Source organism: Caenispirillum bisanense, from assembly GCF_900230255.1.
Classification (GTDB): domain Bacteria; phylum Pseudomonadota; class Alphaproteobacteria; order Rhodospirillales; family Rhodospirillaceae; genus Caenispirillum; species Caenispirillum bisanense_A.
In genome coordinates this window covers 348,040-362,266 of sequence record NZ_OCNJ01000005.1, presented here as the reverse complement: position 1 = coordinate 362,266, position 14,227 = coordinate 348,040, and the positions used below count along the sequence as shown (strand labels likewise).

Below are 14,227 nucleotides of genomic sequence, written 5' to 3'. Positions count from 1 at the left end.
CACGGACATTTAACAACGGAGGGTCCCTTCCTTCGGCCGCGCAGGGGTGCGGCGGGTCGCGGACGAACATTTCGAGCGAGCGTGTGGCCCCGATCGTCCAAGAACTGCAAAGGGGGGCGCAATGGGTAGGCGACACATTCGGGCTGGAACGACGCAGCGAAGGACTCCGACAAACATGCTCAAAAAGGCTCTTCTCGTCACCGTGTCCGCCGGCTTCCTGTCGGCGTGCGCCAATACCTGGGACGTCGATGGCGTGAAGACCCTGCAGCCGACCGGGGATGCCTTCCAGAAGGCGCTGTTCGCCGAGTACGTCGCCGTGGCGGAAGCCGAGCGCGGCCGTTACGACTGGGGCGACACCGCCTACTTCCTCGACAAGGCGCGCGCCGCCGCCGCGGGCCAGACCGTGCTGCCCGACGACGTGACCGACCGCGCCATCTCGGCCCGCGCCGCCGAGGCCGCCAGCGGCCGCCAGAGCCTCATCGCCGCTCTCGACGGCACCGCCCGCACCGCCATGCCGCAGGTCGCCGCCCGCGCCCAGGCCTCCTTCGACTGCTGGCTCGAGGAACTCGAGGAAGGCCACCAGCCCGGCGACATCAAGGCCTGCGAGGACCGCTTCCGCGCCGCCATGGCCGAGCTGACCGCCGCCCCGGCCGCGCCGGCGCCGCAGCCGGCCGCCGTGCCGGCGGGCGAATACACCATCACCTTCCCGCTCGGCGCCGCCGTCCTGGCCCCCGAGGCGCGCGCGACGCTCGACGCCGTGCTGGTCGACTGGCGCCAGGAGAAGCCGGCCCGCGTCGTCATCGCCGGCCACACCGACACCGTGGGCGACACCGTGTCCAACCTGCTGCTGTCGCAGAAGCGCGCCGAGGCCGTCGCCTCCTACCTGGAAGGCAAGGGCATGCCCGCCGCCGCCATGGCCCTGGAAGCCTACGGCGAGGAGCAGCCGGCCGTGAAGACCGGCGACGGCGTCAAGGAGCCGCGCAACCGCCGCGTGGAGATCGTCTTCGCCGACAAGTGACGGCGGACGGGTTACGGAAAGGGGCGCCCTCCGGCAGGAGCGGCGCTCTTTTTCATGGCTGCGGGGCGGGTGGCGGAGGTGGTGTCCGCAACGGCGTCCCCGGCGGCGGGCGTGGGCGCCGTCCTCGACGGCGGGCGACGTGCATGCCCGGCTCGTAGGCGCTCGTAGCCCGGGCATGACAATTAGTTGAGATGCCAGGCGCGACCCGGCCGTCCGCGGCGCCCCTGGCGGTGGGCGTGAGCGTCCCCTACCAGCGCGACGGCATGCCGCAGACGGCGGTGCCGCGGCCGCGCTTGGCCATGTATTGCTGGTGGTAGTCCTCCGCCTCGTAGAAGGCGCCGGCGTCGACGATGGCCGTCACGATGGGGCGGGGGAAGCGGTCGGACTCGTCGTTCTCGCGCAGGCTGGCCTCGGCGGCGGCGCGCTGGGCGGCGTCGTGCACGAAGATGGCCGAGCGGTACTGGCTGCCGACGTCGAAGCCCTGGCGGTTCTTCTGGGTCGGGTCGTGCACCTTCCAGAACACCTCCAGCAGGTCCTCGTAGGACACCTGGGCGGGATCGTATTCCACCCGCACCGCCTCGGCGTGGCCGGTGCGGTCGGTGCAGACCTGTTCGTAGCTGGGGTCCGGCACGGTGCCGCCGGTGTAGCCGACGAGCGTCGCGGTGACGCCGGGAATGCGGCGGAACGCTTCCTCGACGCCCCAGAAGCATCCGGCGGCGAAGGTGGCGATGGCCATGGGCGCGTCCTCTCTTCCTTCGGGTAAGGGCGTTGGTCCTGCGACAGAGGTCGGTGCGCCGGCCCCGCGCCGCAAGGGGCGCCCGTCAGCGGAAGGCGGCGGAGGTGCGCTGGATCTCCTCGATGCGGTCCATGATGCTCTGCTGCCGCTTGCCGGAATCGCGCAGCTGCTCGATGGACCGGCCCAGGCTGTCGGAGAAGTCGACCAGCCCGTCGCGCATGCTGTCGAGCGAGTCGGCGATGGAACGGTGCGCCTCGCGCAGCGATTCCACATGGATCAGCGTCTGGCGGTTGGAGTCCAGGATCCGGCGGCAGTTGCGCTGGACGCGCGCCTGCGCGAAGGAGACGACGGTGCCGCTCATGCGCACCCCCTCTTCTCGAGTGACGGACGCGACCGCCCCCGATCGCGCACAGCAGATCCCATGATGCCCGACGGCGGCCCCTGCCGTCCATGGCACCGCCGGGTATAGGCCACCCGGTCAGGTGCATCCCTGACCATTGGGCGGGCCGATCGCCACGACACTGGACCCGAAGGCCGGAAGCGGGTACAGAAAACCGCTTGAAACGCGCAAAAGCGACCCGATCTTCCGACACCGGATCCGTTTTGCGGGGGGACCACGCACGTGCCCGACGTTCTTTCCCTGGCCGGCGAGACGCTGCTGTCGCCGCTGGTGCTGTTCTTCGCGCTCGGCGTCGCCGCCGGGCTCGCGCGGTCGGACCTGACCATTCCCGAGGCCGTCGCCAAGGGCCTGTCGCTCTATCTGATGCTCGCCATCGGCTTCAAGGGCGGGGCGGCCATGGCGGCGCACGGCCTGCACGGCGAGGTGATCGCCGCGCTGCTGGGCGGCATCGCGCTGTCCTTCGCCCTGCCGCTCGGGGCCTATCCGGTGCTGCGCCGCCTGTGCGGGCTGGATGCGGTGAACGCCGCCGCCGTCGCCGCCCACTACGGCTCCATCAGCGTCGTCACCTTCGTCGCCGCCACCTCGCTGCTGCAGACCATCGGCGTCGCCTGGGACGGCTACATGGTGGCCGTGGTCGCCGCCATGGAGACGCCGGCCATCCTGACCGGCCTGTGGCTGGCCGGCCGCGGCGGCGCCCGCGTCGGCGAGAGCGGCGGGGCCTTGGGGCGCGAGGTGCTGCTCAACGGCAGCGTGGTGCTGCTGGTCGGCAGTTTCGTCATCGGCTGGATCACCGGCGACAAGGGCCTCGCCACCATCGCGCCCTTCATCGTCGATCCGTTCAAGGGCGTGTTGTGCCTGTTCCTGCTCGACATGGGCCTGGTGGCCGCCCGCCGCTTCCGCGACGGCAAGGCGATCAGCGCGCCGCTGGTGGTCTTCGGCCTGGTCATGCCGCCCATCGGCGGCGTCGCCGGCGGCCTGCTCGGCCTCGCCCTCGGCCTCGCGCCGGGCAATGCGACGCTGCTCGCCGTGCTCGGCGCCTCGGCCAGCTACATCGCGGTGCCGGCGGCCCTGCGCATGGCGCTGCCGCAGGCCAATCCGGCGGTCTCCATCACCCTGGCGCTCGGCGTGACGTTCCCCTTCAACCTGACCATCGGCATTCCGCTGTATCATGCCATGATCACCACCCTCGCCGGAGGCACGCCATGACCGCCGCGCCGCGCCCGCACCACCCGCGCCGCAAGATCGAGATCCTCACCCCCATGCCGCTGCTCGGCCGCGTCGTCGCGCTGTTGAAGCAGCACGGCGCGCCCGGCCACACGGTGCTGCCGGCGCTCTCGGGCCGCGGCGGCGAGGGGACGTGGGACCGCGGCCATGTCTCCGACGCCGAGACCTGCGTGCTGGTGGTCGCCGTCATGGCGGCCGAGCGTGCCGACCCGTTGTTCGACGCCCTGGCGCCGCTGCTGGCCGACGCCGGCGTCGCCTGGATGTCCGACGTCGAGGTCCTGCGCGGCGAGAAGTACTGACGGCTCCGCCGTGGGGCCGCCGGAGTGGCCCTTCCCCGCCGCGCCGCCCGCCGCTAGAGAGAAGGCGGAACTCCTTCCCCCTTCCTCGGAGACGGACCGATGGTGGTGTCGGCGACGGCGGCGCTCGGGGCCGCCTTCTGTTGGGCGCTCGGCGGCATGATCGCGGTGGAGCCGGCACGGGCGCTCGGCGCGCTCGCCTTCGGCCGCCTGCGCATGGCGCTGGTGTTCCTCATGGTGGCGGCGCTCGCCACCGTGACGGGCGGCTGGGCGAGCCTGTCGGACGCCTATGCCCTGCCGCTCATCGTCTCCGGCCTCGTCGGCATCATGGCCGGCGACACCGCCCTGTTCGCCTGCCTGCGCCGGCTCGGCCCGCGGCGCACGGGCGTCATCTTCGCCACCAACGCCCCCATGACCGTCGCCCTCGGCGCCTGGCTGCTGGGCGAGCCGCTGTCGAGTCAGCGCCTCGCCGGCTTCGGGCTCATCACCGGCGGCGTGGTGCTGGCGGTGCTGTTCGGCAAGGGCCGCAAGAGCCTGCACGACTGGGAATCGGTGCGCGGCCCGCTGTGGCAGGGCGTGCTGCTCGGCCTCGCCGCCGCCCTGGCGCAGGCCGGCGGCGTGCTGCTGGTCAAGCCGGTGATGGCGGCCGGCGTCGATCCCTTCGCGGCGGCGGCGGTGCGCGTCGGCGTGGCGGTCACCGGCCTGTTGCTCATGGCGCTGCTGCCCCTGGCGATGGTGCGGGCGCAGGCGCCGCTGTCGTGGCCCATGGTGGTGCGCACGGGCCTGTCGGGCCTCACCGGCATGACCATCGGCATGACGCTGCTGCTGTGGGCGCTGGAAACGGGCGATGCCGGCCTGGTGGCGACGCTCGCCGGCACGACGCCGGTGCTCATCCTGCCGCTGCTGTGGTGGCGCACGCGCGAGCGGCCGGGCCTCGGCGCCTGGGTGGGCGCGGCCCTGGTCGTGACGGGAACGGCCCTCTTGTTCCTCTGATGTCACGAACGGGCCGCGCCGCCCCGGGCGTTGTCCTCCTCAGACGCACAGACGGAGGACAACGCCAGCCATGTTTCCTTCTCCCCGACCGGTTGCGGTCACCTGCCCGGCCTGCCGGACCGCCCAGGACGTCGCGCCCGGCGTGCCGACCGACTGCCTCGGCTGCGCGGCCGAGATCGACATGATGCCGGGCCGCTACATGCGGGTCCGGCCGGTTGCCGCCGCCGTCACCGCCGCCGTGGCTCAGGCCGGCAGCGGCACGCTCAGCGGCCGTACCGCCGACCCCACCGGCCAGCGATCGTCCAGCGAGCAGCGGTCGACCGCCGGGTCGAGCACCCGCCGCAGGTAGGCCACCACGCCCGGCCGGTGGGCCACGCCGATGGGCGCCCAGGTGACGTTCAACTGGCGCGCGCCGTAGGCGTCCACCGCCGGGTCGCTGCGCAGCATGGTCACCGCCGCCGCCAGGTCGCGGCTCTGCCCGACGTAGATGTAGCGGCCGTGGCGCGCCTGGCTCCACACCACCACCACACCCGGCACGCCCTTCAACCCCTCGCGCACCGGGTCGATGGCGCCGAGCGTCGGCCATGAGAAATCGCTGCGCGACCGCCGCCACACGAAGGGGACGTTGGCCGGCCGGTCGCCACTCAGGACGTAGTTCAGGAAGGACAGGCTCGACATCCGCCGCGGCCTCCGCCGTTCACGATGATCCGGTATCGCTGTCGACCATTATGGGGCGCAGGCGCCCGGCGGCAATCCGGATGGACGTAATGCGCCTGTGGTCATAGGGACATAGGACCTTCGGTCAGGACCTGCCCATCGGGCAGGGTATCGCACGCCGCGACTCGGGCTCCCGGGTGTCCCGCCGCCCGGTGCGCGACGCGCCCGCCAAGCGCCATACGGACATCCGTCCAGGTATGGCCCCACCACACCGACAGGTATAGTCGCCGGGGAACGGCCCGGCCGGGGAGAGCGGCGGGGCCGTGCGGAGGAGGGAGCATTCGGGCATGAGCTTCAAGGGCAAGGTGCTGGCGGTCCTCGCCGGCGTTCTCGGGCTGGCCGGACTGGCCGGCGTGGCGGTGGTGGTGACGGTGGACGGCCAGCGGCCGGCGCTGCGCACCCTCGACCAGGAGACGGAGCGCCTGTCGCAGGTGGTGGTCCCGCTGGTGGGGGCGGTCGACCGCGTGCTGGTGGACGTGGTGCAGGTGCAGCAGTGGTTGCAGGACGTCGCCGCCACCGGCGAGGATGGTGGCTACGCCGAGGCCGAAAGCCATGCCCGCGCCGCCCAGGCCGGTCTCGAAACCGCGCGCGGGCTCGCCCGCACCGGCGGCCTGACCGAGGTGGCGCAGGCGGTGGACGAGGTCGCCGCGGCCTTCCCCGGCTGGTACGCCGCCGGCCGCGACATGGCGGCGGTCTATGCCGCCGGCGACCGCACGGCGGGCAAGCCGCTGATGGCCGCCTTCGACACCCAGGCCGACGCCCTGGGCGCCGCCCTCGACCGGGCCGCCGCCCGCACCCATGCGGCGGAGCAGACGGCGTTGGCGAAGGTGACCTCCGGCGCGGCGGAAGCCGAGGCCGCCGCGTCCCGTGTCATGACCATCGTGCTGGTGCTGGCCGGCGCCGGCGCCGTCGCCGCGGCGGCGGGCGTGGTGGCGGTGGCGCGTCTGGTGGGCGGCGTCGTCGGGACCCTCGAGCACGACGTGGCGGTGGTCTCCGGCGGGACCGACGAGGGGCTGCGCTTGACGGGCCGCAGCGACGAGTTCGGCCGCATCGGCGAGTCGCTGGCGGCGTTCCGGGCGGAATTGCGCCACGCCGCAGAGGTGGAGCGCAGCCAGGCCGACCGCTCCGCCGACGCCGAGCGGGAGCGCCGCGCCCTGCTCGAACGGCTCGCCGACGAGTTGCAGCAGGGGGTGCAGGCGGTGGTCGACGGCATCACCGCGGCGGCCGAGGAAATGCACGCCACCGCCGAGGCCATGGCCGACACCGCCAACGAGACCAGCGATCAGGCGACGGTGGTGAGCGCCGCCGCCGAACAGGCCGCCGCCAACGTCCACACGGTGGCTGCGGCGGCCGAGGAACTCTCGGCGTCCATCGCCGAGATCAGCCGGCAGGTGGAGGAAAGCAGCGCCATCAGCCGCGACGCCGTCGGCAAGGCGGCCGAGGCGGGCGACATCATGCGCGGCCTGGAAAGCGCCGCCGAGCGCATCGGCGAGGTGGTACGGCTCATCACCGACATCGCCGAGCAGACCAACCTGCTGGCCCTGAACGCCACCATCGAGGCGGCGCGGGCGGGCGAGGCCGGCAAGGGCTTCGCCGTCGTCGCCAACGAGGTGAAGAACCTCGCCACGCAGACGGCCCGGGCGACGGACGAGATCGCCGGCCAGATCGGCGAGATGCAGCGCGCCACCCACGGCGCCGTCGCCGCCATTGCCGGCATCACCGCGACCATCGACCGCATCAGCACCATCACCGAGGCGGTGGCGACGGCCATGGACCAGCAGGACGCCGCGACGCAGGAAATCGCCCGCAACGTCGCCGAGGTTTCTTCGGGCACCCAGCAGGTCACCAGCACCATCGGCGCGGTGACCTCGGCGGCGCAGGAAACGGGGCAGGCGGCGCGGCAGGTGCTGCTCAGTTCGGGCAGCCTGACCGAACAGGCCGACCTGCTGCACACCCGCGTCGCTCAGACGGTGGCCCACATCCGGGCGGCGTGAGTGGCTGGGGCGGGGCGGCCGACGGCGAACAGCTAAACGCCCTTGCGTCAAGGCCGTCGCCGCGCCGGGCCGTCCCCGCCCCCTTCCGACCGGCAGGGGGCGGGGACGGAGGCCGTGCCGCCCGCCGGTGACGCCGTGGATGGCCGGGTCAAGCCCGGCCATGACAATTTCTGTAGATTTCTCAAGAGCTTGTCATGCCGGGCATCCACGGAGTGCACGGCGTCTGCCGTGAAGGACGTCGCCACGGTCGCCACCGGGGGCGCCCGTGCCGCCCGCCGCTCAGCCCTGCTTCTTCCGCCCCAGCAGCCAGAAGGCGAGGCCGGTGATGCCGGCGATCCAGCCGAGGCCGCCGAGGATGTCGTGCAGACGGATGCGCTCCTCGTAGGCCTCGATCTGCAGGCGGAGCGGGTTGACCTCGCGCGCCACGGCGCGGGCGACGGCATCCTCCAGGGCGGCCGGGTCCAGCACCGGAGCGGCAGCGGCAGGCGCCGCCGCGGGGGCCGCCGTCGAAGGGGCCCCGGCCGCGTCCTCGCCGCCGGGCAGGGAGACCGGCAGCTGGTCCGCCTTCACCACGAAGGTGCCGCGATGGCCGTCGCCGGTGTCGGCGACGAAGGTGTGGTCGATGCGGCGGGTGGCCTCGAAGGTGAACGCGCCGGCGTCGTCGGTGGTCACGCGGCCGATTTCGACGCCGTCGGGGCCGAGCACCTGCACGGGGGCGCCGACGGCCTTGCCGCCGCCGGGGAAGTAGACGAGGCCGCTCACCACGGCGCCTTCGGCGGTGGCGAAGACCTTGATCTTGTGGGCGAGGGCCGGGGCGCTGACGGCCACGACCAGCGCCAGGGCGAGCAGGAGGGGCCGGATCATGCCGCACCCTCCGCCGGCGTGGCGGCCGGGGCGGGGGCGCGCCCCAGGGCGTCGGGCTTGACCCGCGCCAGCAGGCCGATGGCGGCGGCGGTCACCAGGGCTTCCGCCACGATCACCGGCAGGTGGGCGGCCAGCACCAGCTTCGCCGCCGGCAGGAAGGCCTCGCCCGACAGGGCCAGCACGCAGGCGGCCAGCGTCGCCGCCAGGCCGACGCCGAGCGCCCCGGCGCCGAGCCCGGCGGCCCAGGCGCCGGTGCCGCGCCGCGCGGCGCCGCGGAACAGGTAGTAGGCGATCACGGCCGGTGCGCCGATCATCACCAGGTTGAGGCCGAGCGTCGTGACGCCGCCGAACCCGAAGAACACCGCCTGCAGCAGCAGGGCCACCGCCATGGCGGGCAGGCAGGCCCAGCCGAGCAGCAGCCCCATCAGCCCGTTGGCGAGCAGGTGGGCGCTCGACGGCCCGATGGGGACGTGCAGGAGGGAGGCGACGAAGAACGCCGCCCCCACCACCGCCGTCCTCGGCATGTCCTCGGGCGCGAGGCGCGTCAGGCCGTAGCCGACGCCCGCCGCGGCGAGGACGGTGCAGCCGGCCACCACGGGCAGGCTCGCGATGCCTTCCACCATATGGACCATGGCGGTGTCTCCCCTCACTTCATGTCGACGGTACGCACCCACATGAGGGCGCCCTGCTCGACCGGCACGTCCTCGCCCGCCGGGTTCTTCATGGGCGCATCGGCCTCCAGCAGGGCGGCGAAGCCCCACCAGCCGGCGCGCGGCATGGCGTAGGAGAACACGCCGTCCGGCCCGGCCTTGACGACCTGGGTGACGAAGGCGTCGGCTGGCGGCGTGACGCTGCCGTCGTTGCGCCATTCCACCTCGACCTCGGCGAAGGGTACGGGCTCGCCGTTCTTGCGCACGATGCCGCGGAAGACGTTGCCCGTCCACAGGCCGTAGGGGCGCACCAGCGGCTCGATCTCCACCGGCAGGCCGACCAGGGCGTCCCAGCCTTCCTGGGCGTCGAAGGCGTCGACCACCACCTTGGTGTAGTGGACGATCATCTTGCCTTCGGCCGGCTCCCAATACGGCGCCGGCTCGATGAAGTAGACGTAGTCGGCGGGCGCCGTGAGGACGTGCGACAGCCCGTAGGCGGCCTTGCCGTCGACGGTGACGGGCTTGGCCTGGGCGGTCAGGTCGGTGACCGTGCCGCCGGCCAGCACGCCGATGCGCGCCGGCGTGCCCATGTCCATGAGCGGTCCGCCGCTCATGGGGTGGGTGAAGCGGATGGCGAGGTCGACCGTCGCGCCGGTGTCCGGCGTGACGATGTCGGTCGACGGGATGAGTTCCTGGAAATGCGCCGCGGCCGGCCCGGAAGCGGCGGCGAGGGCGAGGGTGGCGGCGGTGACGGAAAGCGCGCCTGCGCGCATGGTGTGGTCCTTCCACGGTTCTGCCGGCGCGGCCGCTGGGGGCGGCCGTGCGGTGACGGTTCGACGAAGCGCGTCACCGCTGCGGTAGAACCCGGACCGACGAAGGACCCCCGTCCGTCGGATAGGCGACGCTTGCACCGGCAGGTCTCCTGGCTTCCGGGTCGTCGTCTTCCGCCGCGGCCTTCCCGGCTGTGCCAGTGGCCATGGTTTCGAAGGGGCGAAGACTCGCCGGTCACAGTTGCGGGGGCAGCCACGGCTCGGACAGGCCGCCCGGGGAAGGACGGCGCCGTCGTTCCGTGTTCCCTTTCAATCCCGTGGGGGAACCGGTACCGCGAGGACCGTAGCAGAGGTCGTGCGTCGGTTGCAACGCAGCGCGACGGGAGGATATTGCGTCGACGCGACGGCGGCGCTACCTGTAGAGGCCAGTGCACCGCCGTCCGTCGCGAGGATTCGCCATGATCAGCCGCCGCCGCCTGCTCGCCACCTCCGGCCTGAGCGCCGCCGCCCTGCTGGGCGTGGGATCGGCCGCGCAGCCGGCGCTCGCCTTCCGCGAGGAGGAGGCGACAGTGCAGGACGTGTGGGCGGTGCGCGACGCGCAGGCGCGCTGCCGGGCGTTATCCAGCCACGACCAGATGCTGGCCGTGCTGCAGGCGGAGCTGGCCGGCGGGTCGCTGACGCCGGAAGACCGCCGCCGCGTCATGGCGACGGCCACCTGCCCGACCTGCGGGCAGCTGCTCGGCGGCTGAGCGGCCGTCGTCCTCGTCTTTTTCTTCTTCTTATTCCGCGGCCATCAGCACCGGCCGGCGCAGGCTGGCGGGCTGCTCGCCCGTCTCCAGGCGGTGGGCGGTGGCGCGCACGTCGCGCATGATGTCGTGGAAGCCCGCCAGGTGCTGCGGCATCTCGCGCCCGAAGCGCGCGACGATGGCGGCGAAGGCGGTGGCGCTGCGCCGCGTACGGCGGGCGGCGTCGAGCAGTTCGGCCTGACCCTGGGCGGGGGAGGGGAACTGGGTGTCGCGGCTGGTGGCGGTCATCGGTGTCCTCGCGCTGTGTTTATAATATTTTTTTAAACAATACGCGGAGATGGACTCGGGAGGGGGGTGCCGAGGGCTACGCTCCCGGTGAAAAAGTATACGACCTTAGTCTTTCCCGTGGCGCGTGTGGTCGCTGCTAAAGAAGGTGACTCCCGCCGCGAATATGCCTAAGCTTTAGGCGTCGAGGGCGCCTGGCGAAAGATCGGGCACTTCCGGGAGGGGGATCGAGGGGGACTGCCGTGGCGCCGACGTCGACCGGGCTCGACCCGCACGTCACCTGGGTACTGTTGTCCAGCTTTCTGGTCGCGCTCATGCAGGCGGGCTTCGCCTGCCTGGAAAGCGGCATGGTGCGGGCGAAGAACAGCATCAACGTCGCCATCAAGAACCTGGTCGACTTCTGCATCAGCTGCGCCCTGTTCACGCTGATCGGCTACGGCCTCATGTACGGGCCGAGCATCGGCGGCTGGATCGGCCTGCCGGACTTCCCGCTCGACCCCGACAGCCCGCCGGCCGACGTCACCTTCTTCATCTTCCAGGCCATGTTCTGCGGCACGGCGGCGACCATCATTTCGGGCGCGGTGTCGGAGCGCATGCGCTTCTTCGGCTACATCCTGGTCACCGTGCTGACGGCGGCGGTGATCTATCCGGTGGCCGGCCACTGGGTGTGGAACGGCGCCGCGCACGGAGTCGCCGGCGGCTGGCTGGCGCAGATGGGCTTCATCGACTTCGCCGGCTCGACGGTGGTGCATTCGGTCGGCGGCTGGGTGAGCCTCGCCGCGATCCTGGTCATCGGCCCGCGCATCGGACGATTCGGGCAGGCCGGGCGGCCCATCGACGGCCACAACCTGCCCATGGCGACGCTCGGCGTCTTCCTGCTGTGGTTCGGGTTCTTCGGCTTCAACGGCGGCAGCACGCTGGCGCTCAACGCCTCGGTGCCCATCATCATCGCCAATACGGCCCTGGCCGGCGCCTGCGGCGGCCTCGCGGCGCTGGCGGCGAGCTGGCTGACCCAGGGCATGCCGCGCGTCGACCGCATCATCAACGGCGTGCTGGCGGGCCTCGTCGCCTCCTGCGCCGGCTGCAACGTCATGGGGGCGGAAGCGGCTATGGTGGTCGGCCTCGTCGCCGGCCTGCTGGTGGTGGCCTCCATGCGGCTGCTGGAGCGCCTGGAGATCGACGACGTCATCGGCGCCGTGCCGTCGCATCTGGTGGCCGGCGCCTGGGGCACGCTGGCAGTCGCCCTGCTGGCGCGGCCCGACGTCTTCCCGACGGCCGACAGTCGCCTGCACCAGCTCGTCATCCAGGCGACGGGCGTGGCGGCGGTGGGGCTCTTCTCCTTCGGTGTGCCCTACGTGCTGCTGCGCCTGCTCGACCGCGTGATGCCCCTGCGGGTGAGCGCCGACGACGAGCGCATCGGCCTCAACATCGCCGAGCACGGCGCCGGCACGGCGCTGCTCGACCTCGTCACCCAGATGGACCAGCACACCCGCATGGGCGACTTCTCGCGCCCCGTGGTGGTCGAGCCGGAGACCGAGGCGCACCACATCGCCACCTTCTACAACGCCGTGCTGGAGAAGGTGACGGCCGAGAGTGACCGCCGCCATCAGGCGCTGGCGCGGCTGCACGAACTGGCCCACAGCGACGCCCTGACCGGCCTGCCCAACCGCCGCATGTTTTTCGAATCGCTGATCCGCGCCGTCGCCCGCGCCCGCCGCTCGGCCCACGGCGGCGCCGTCCTGTATTTCGACCTCGACGGTTTCAAGGCGGTCAACGACACGCTCGGGCACGAGGCGGGCGACGAACTGCTGCTGCAGGTGGCGGCGCGCATGCGGGCGGTACTGCGCGAGGGCGACCTGCTGGCACGCCTCGGCGGCGACGAGTTCGCCCTCGTCATCGAGAACGCCGACGACGACGAGGCGCCGGTGACGGTGGCCGAGAAGGTGCTCGACGCCCTGGAGGAGCCCTTCTTGCTGCGCGCCGGGTCGGCGCGGGTGGGCGTCTCCATCGGCATCGCCCGCTTCGGCGCGATGGAGGCGGAAACGGCGGAGGCCGTTCTGAAACGCGCCGACGCCGCCATGTACGACGCCAAGCTGGCGGGCAAGAACACGTGGAGACTCGTGGCCGCGTGAGGGCGGCCGTGGAGACTCGTGGCCGCCTGAGGGGCAGGGGCGGCGGTCAGGCGTCCTGCAGCAGGTGCTCCAGCATGTCGATGCGCTGCGCCACGTCGGCGCGGAAGCGGCGCAGGTGGGCGATGCGGACGTCGGCCTCGGCCAGGTGCCGACGCAGGACATCGAGCACGCGGCGGCGGCCGTCCAGGGTGCGCGGGTCGCCGCACAACAGGTCGAGGATGCCGCCGATGTCCTCCAGCGTCAGACCCATTTCCTTGAGCTGGCGGATCTTTTCCAGCCGCACCAGGGTGTCGGGGCCGTAGTAGCGGTGGCCGCCGACGGAGCGGTCGCCGTCGCCGAGCAGGCCCTGGCGCTCGTAGTGGTGAATGGTGCGGACGGTGACGGCGGCGCGGCGCGCCAGTTCGCCGATGCGCATGCGGGCGGGCGGCGGCGCAGGGTCGCCCGGAACGGCGGTGGGGGACGGGTCCGACATGATCGGCCCTCCGGAAAGGCTCCGGGCCGCGGCGACGGCCTCCACGGGGGAGGCGCCGCCGCGCCAGGGCGCGCAACGGGGACGACGAACGTCGGGGCGGGAGCGCGGTCCGGCTCCCGCGGCGGCGTCAGGCCGACACGTCGGCCTTTTCGTTCAACCCGCCGATGGCGTGGTAGGCGTGTTCCAGCATGACGGCGGCCTGGTTGAAGTCGATCAGGCGGTCGGTGTTGACCACGATGTCGAAGTTGGTGGCGTCCGAGGTGCGCACGCCGAACAGCTCCCACACGAACTTGCCGCGGTTGTGGTTGACCTCGCGGATCTTCTCCAGCGCCTCGTCGTAGGTGAGGCTCTCGGTCGCCGCGACTCGCTTGGCGCAGACTTCCGGCGAGCCGGTGATGCGCACGCGCAACGCCGTCGAGGTCGACAGCACCACGTGCGAGCCGCGTCCGAGCAGCACGCCGCCGGCGCGGCCGAGGCTGAGGATGACGTCGACCAGATGCCGCTTGTAGGTGTCGGGCGACAGGTCCTGGCCGCTGAACAGGCGGGTCAGCCACATTTCGCGCACGCGGCCGATGCCTTCGTCCAGCTGGCGGACGGTCTGCGGGTCGGTGCCGATGCGGGTGGCGACGCGCTCGATCATCTCGGCGTCGTAGAGCTTGAGGTGGAGCCGGTCGGCGAGCAGGCGGGCGATCTCGTCGCCGCCCGAGCCGTAGTCGCGCGAAATGGCGATGGCGGGCATCTTCTCGCGCGGCTTTTCGCCGGTTTCGGGGGCACTGGCGGCAGCCAGCATGGCCTGGATGATGGCTTGGACGTCGGGCATTGGATCGCCTCCGTTGCGCCCCGCGCGCTCGCCTTGCGGGGAGTGGCGGCAGGGGGTGTTTCCTGGCGTCTATTGTAACAGAAACAACGCCTTCGCCGAAGCGGATCCGG

The 14,227-nt window shown here is 72.4% G+C and carries 16 protein-coding genes and 1 riboswitch; of the genes, 7 read left to right on the top strand and 9 right to left on the bottom strand.

The annotated features are described in order from the left end of the window. Positions 1–175 precede the first annotated feature (175 nt). A complete protein-coding gene (locus CRP50_RS25585; RefSeq protein ID WP_176525159.1) occupies positions 176–1,018 on the top strand; it encodes an OmpA family protein in 843 nt (280 codons plus the stop codon). Positions 1,019–1,265: 247 nt separating this feature from the next. On the opposite strand, the gene msrA is transcribed toward CRP50_RS25585, so the two are convergent. Both msrA and CRP50_RS13575 read right to left on the bottom strand, forming a co-directional pair. Further along, the gene (gene msrA, locus CRP50_RS13580) at positions 1,266–1,754 is read right to left on the bottom strand and encodes a peptide-methionine (S)-S-oxide reductase MsrA (RefSeq protein ID WP_097279710.1); all 489 of its coding nucleotides are present in this window, start codon (positions 1,752–1,754) and stop codon (positions 1,266–1,268) included. Between the two features lie 85 nt (positions 1,755–1,839). Then, positions 1,840–2,115, bottom strand: a complete 276-nt coding sequence (locus tag CRP50_RS13575) for a hypothetical protein (protein WP_097279709.1) — start codon at positions 2,113–2,115, stop codon at positions 1,840–1,842. Positions 2,116–2,376: 261 nt separating this feature from the next. Here CRP50_RS13575 and CRP50_RS13570 point away from each other — a divergent pair, with 261 nt between their 5' ends. The 3 genes from CRP50_RS13570 to CRP50_RS13560 all read left to right on the top strand — a co-directional run bounded on the left by CRP50_RS13570 (position 2,377) and on the right by CRP50_RS13560 (position 4,667). Continuing rightward, on the top strand, positions 2,377–3,360 hold the full coding sequence (locus tag CRP50_RS13570; protein WP_097279708.1) for a sodium-dependent bicarbonate transport family permease: 984 nt from the start codon (positions 2,377–2,379) through the stop codon (positions 3,358–3,360). Further along, positions 3,357–3,677 carry a DUF190 domain-containing protein gene (locus tag CRP50_RS13565; RefSeq protein ID WP_097279707.1) on the top strand — a complete coding sequence of 107 codons (321 nt, stop codon included), beginning with the start codon at positions 3,357–3,359 and terminating at the stop codon, positions 3,675–3,677. The genes CRP50_RS13570 and CRP50_RS13565 overlap by 4 nt, the downstream gene beginning before the upstream one ends. A gap of 99 nt (positions 3,678–3,776) precedes the next feature. Beyond that, the gene (locus tag CRP50_RS13560; RefSeq protein ID WP_097279706.1) at positions 3,777–4,667 is read left to right on the top strand and encodes a DMT family transporter; all 891 of its coding nucleotides are present in this window, start codon (positions 3,777–3,779) and stop codon (positions 4,665–4,667) included. A gap of 243 nt (positions 4,668–4,910) precedes the next feature. On the opposite strand, the gene CRP50_RS13555 is transcribed toward CRP50_RS13560, so the two are convergent. Beyond that, positions 4,911–5,345 carry a hypothetical protein gene (locus CRP50_RS13555; protein ID WP_097279705.1) on the bottom strand — a complete coding sequence of 145 codons (435 nt, stop codon included), beginning with the start codon at positions 5,343–5,345 and terminating at the stop codon, positions 4,911–4,913. A 326-nt stretch (positions 5,346–5,671) separates the two neighbouring features. Between CRP50_RS13555 and CRP50_RS13550 the strand changes: the two genes are divergently transcribed. Beyond that, entirely contained in the window at positions 5,672–7,378 is a 1,707-nt protein-coding gene (locus CRP50_RS13550; protein ID WP_097279704.1) for a methyl-accepting chemotaxis protein, read from the top strand. 279 nt (positions 7,379–7,657) lie between these two features. On the opposite strand, the gene CRP50_RS13545 is transcribed toward CRP50_RS13550, so the two are convergent. The 3 genes from CRP50_RS13545 to CRP50_RS13535 are packed head-to-tail and all read right to left on the bottom strand — an operon-like array spanning position 7,658 to position 9,665. Then, entirely contained in the window at positions 7,658–8,242 is a 585-nt protein-coding gene (locus tag CRP50_RS13545) for a hypothetical protein (protein ID WP_097279703.1), read from the bottom strand. Then, a complete protein-coding gene (gene cbiM, locus CRP50_RS13540; protein ID WP_097279702.1) occupies positions 8,239–8,874 on the bottom strand; it encodes a cobalt transporter CbiM in 636 nt (211 codons plus the stop codon). Before cbiM ends, CRP50_RS13545 begins: the two co-directional genes overlap by 4 nt. Positions 8,875–8,888: 14 nt before the next feature. Continuing rightward, complete coding sequence (locus CRP50_RS13535; protein ID WP_097279701.1) at positions 8,889–9,665, bottom strand: DUF4198 domain-containing protein; 777 nt, start codon at positions 9,663–9,665, stop codon at positions 8,889–8,891. Between the two features lie 121 nt (positions 9,666–9,786). Further along, positions 9,787–10,008: riboswitch (cobalamin riboswitch) on the bottom strand. 112 nt (positions 10,009–10,120) lie between these two features. Between CRP50_RS13535 and CRP50_RS13530 the strand changes: the two genes are divergently transcribed. Further along, entirely contained in the window at positions 10,121–10,411 is a 291-nt protein-coding gene (locus tag CRP50_RS13530; RefSeq protein ID WP_097279700.1) for a hypothetical protein, read from the top strand. 30 nt (positions 10,412–10,441) lie between these two features. Here CRP50_RS13530 and CRP50_RS13525 read toward each other — a convergent pair whose 3' ends face one another. After that, positions 10,442–10,696, bottom strand: a complete 255-nt coding sequence (locus tag CRP50_RS13525) for a hypothetical protein (RefSeq protein ID WP_097279699.1) — start codon at positions 10,694–10,696, stop codon at positions 10,442–10,444. Positions 10,697–10,935: 239 nt separating this feature from the next. Between CRP50_RS13525 and amt the strand changes: the two genes are divergently transcribed. Next, positions 10,936–12,825, top strand: coding sequence for an ammonium transporter (gene amt, locus CRP50_RS13520; protein ID WP_097279698.1), 1,890 nt, complete (start codon positions 10,936–10,938; stop codon positions 12,823–12,825). 46 nt (positions 12,826–12,871) lie between these two features. Here amt and CRP50_RS13515 read toward each other — a convergent pair whose 3' ends face one another. Next, a complete protein-coding gene (locus tag CRP50_RS13515) occupies positions 12,872–13,297 on the bottom strand; it encodes a MerR family transcriptional regulator (protein ID WP_097279697.1) in 426 nt (141 codons plus the stop codon). Between the two features lie 127 nt (positions 13,298–13,424). Beyond that, on the bottom strand, positions 13,425–14,117 hold the full coding sequence (locus tag CRP50_RS13510; protein WP_097279696.1) for an AAA family ATPase: 693 nt from the start codon (positions 14,115–14,117) through the stop codon (positions 13,425–13,427). Between the last annotated feature and the right edge of the window lie 110 nt (positions 14,118–14,227).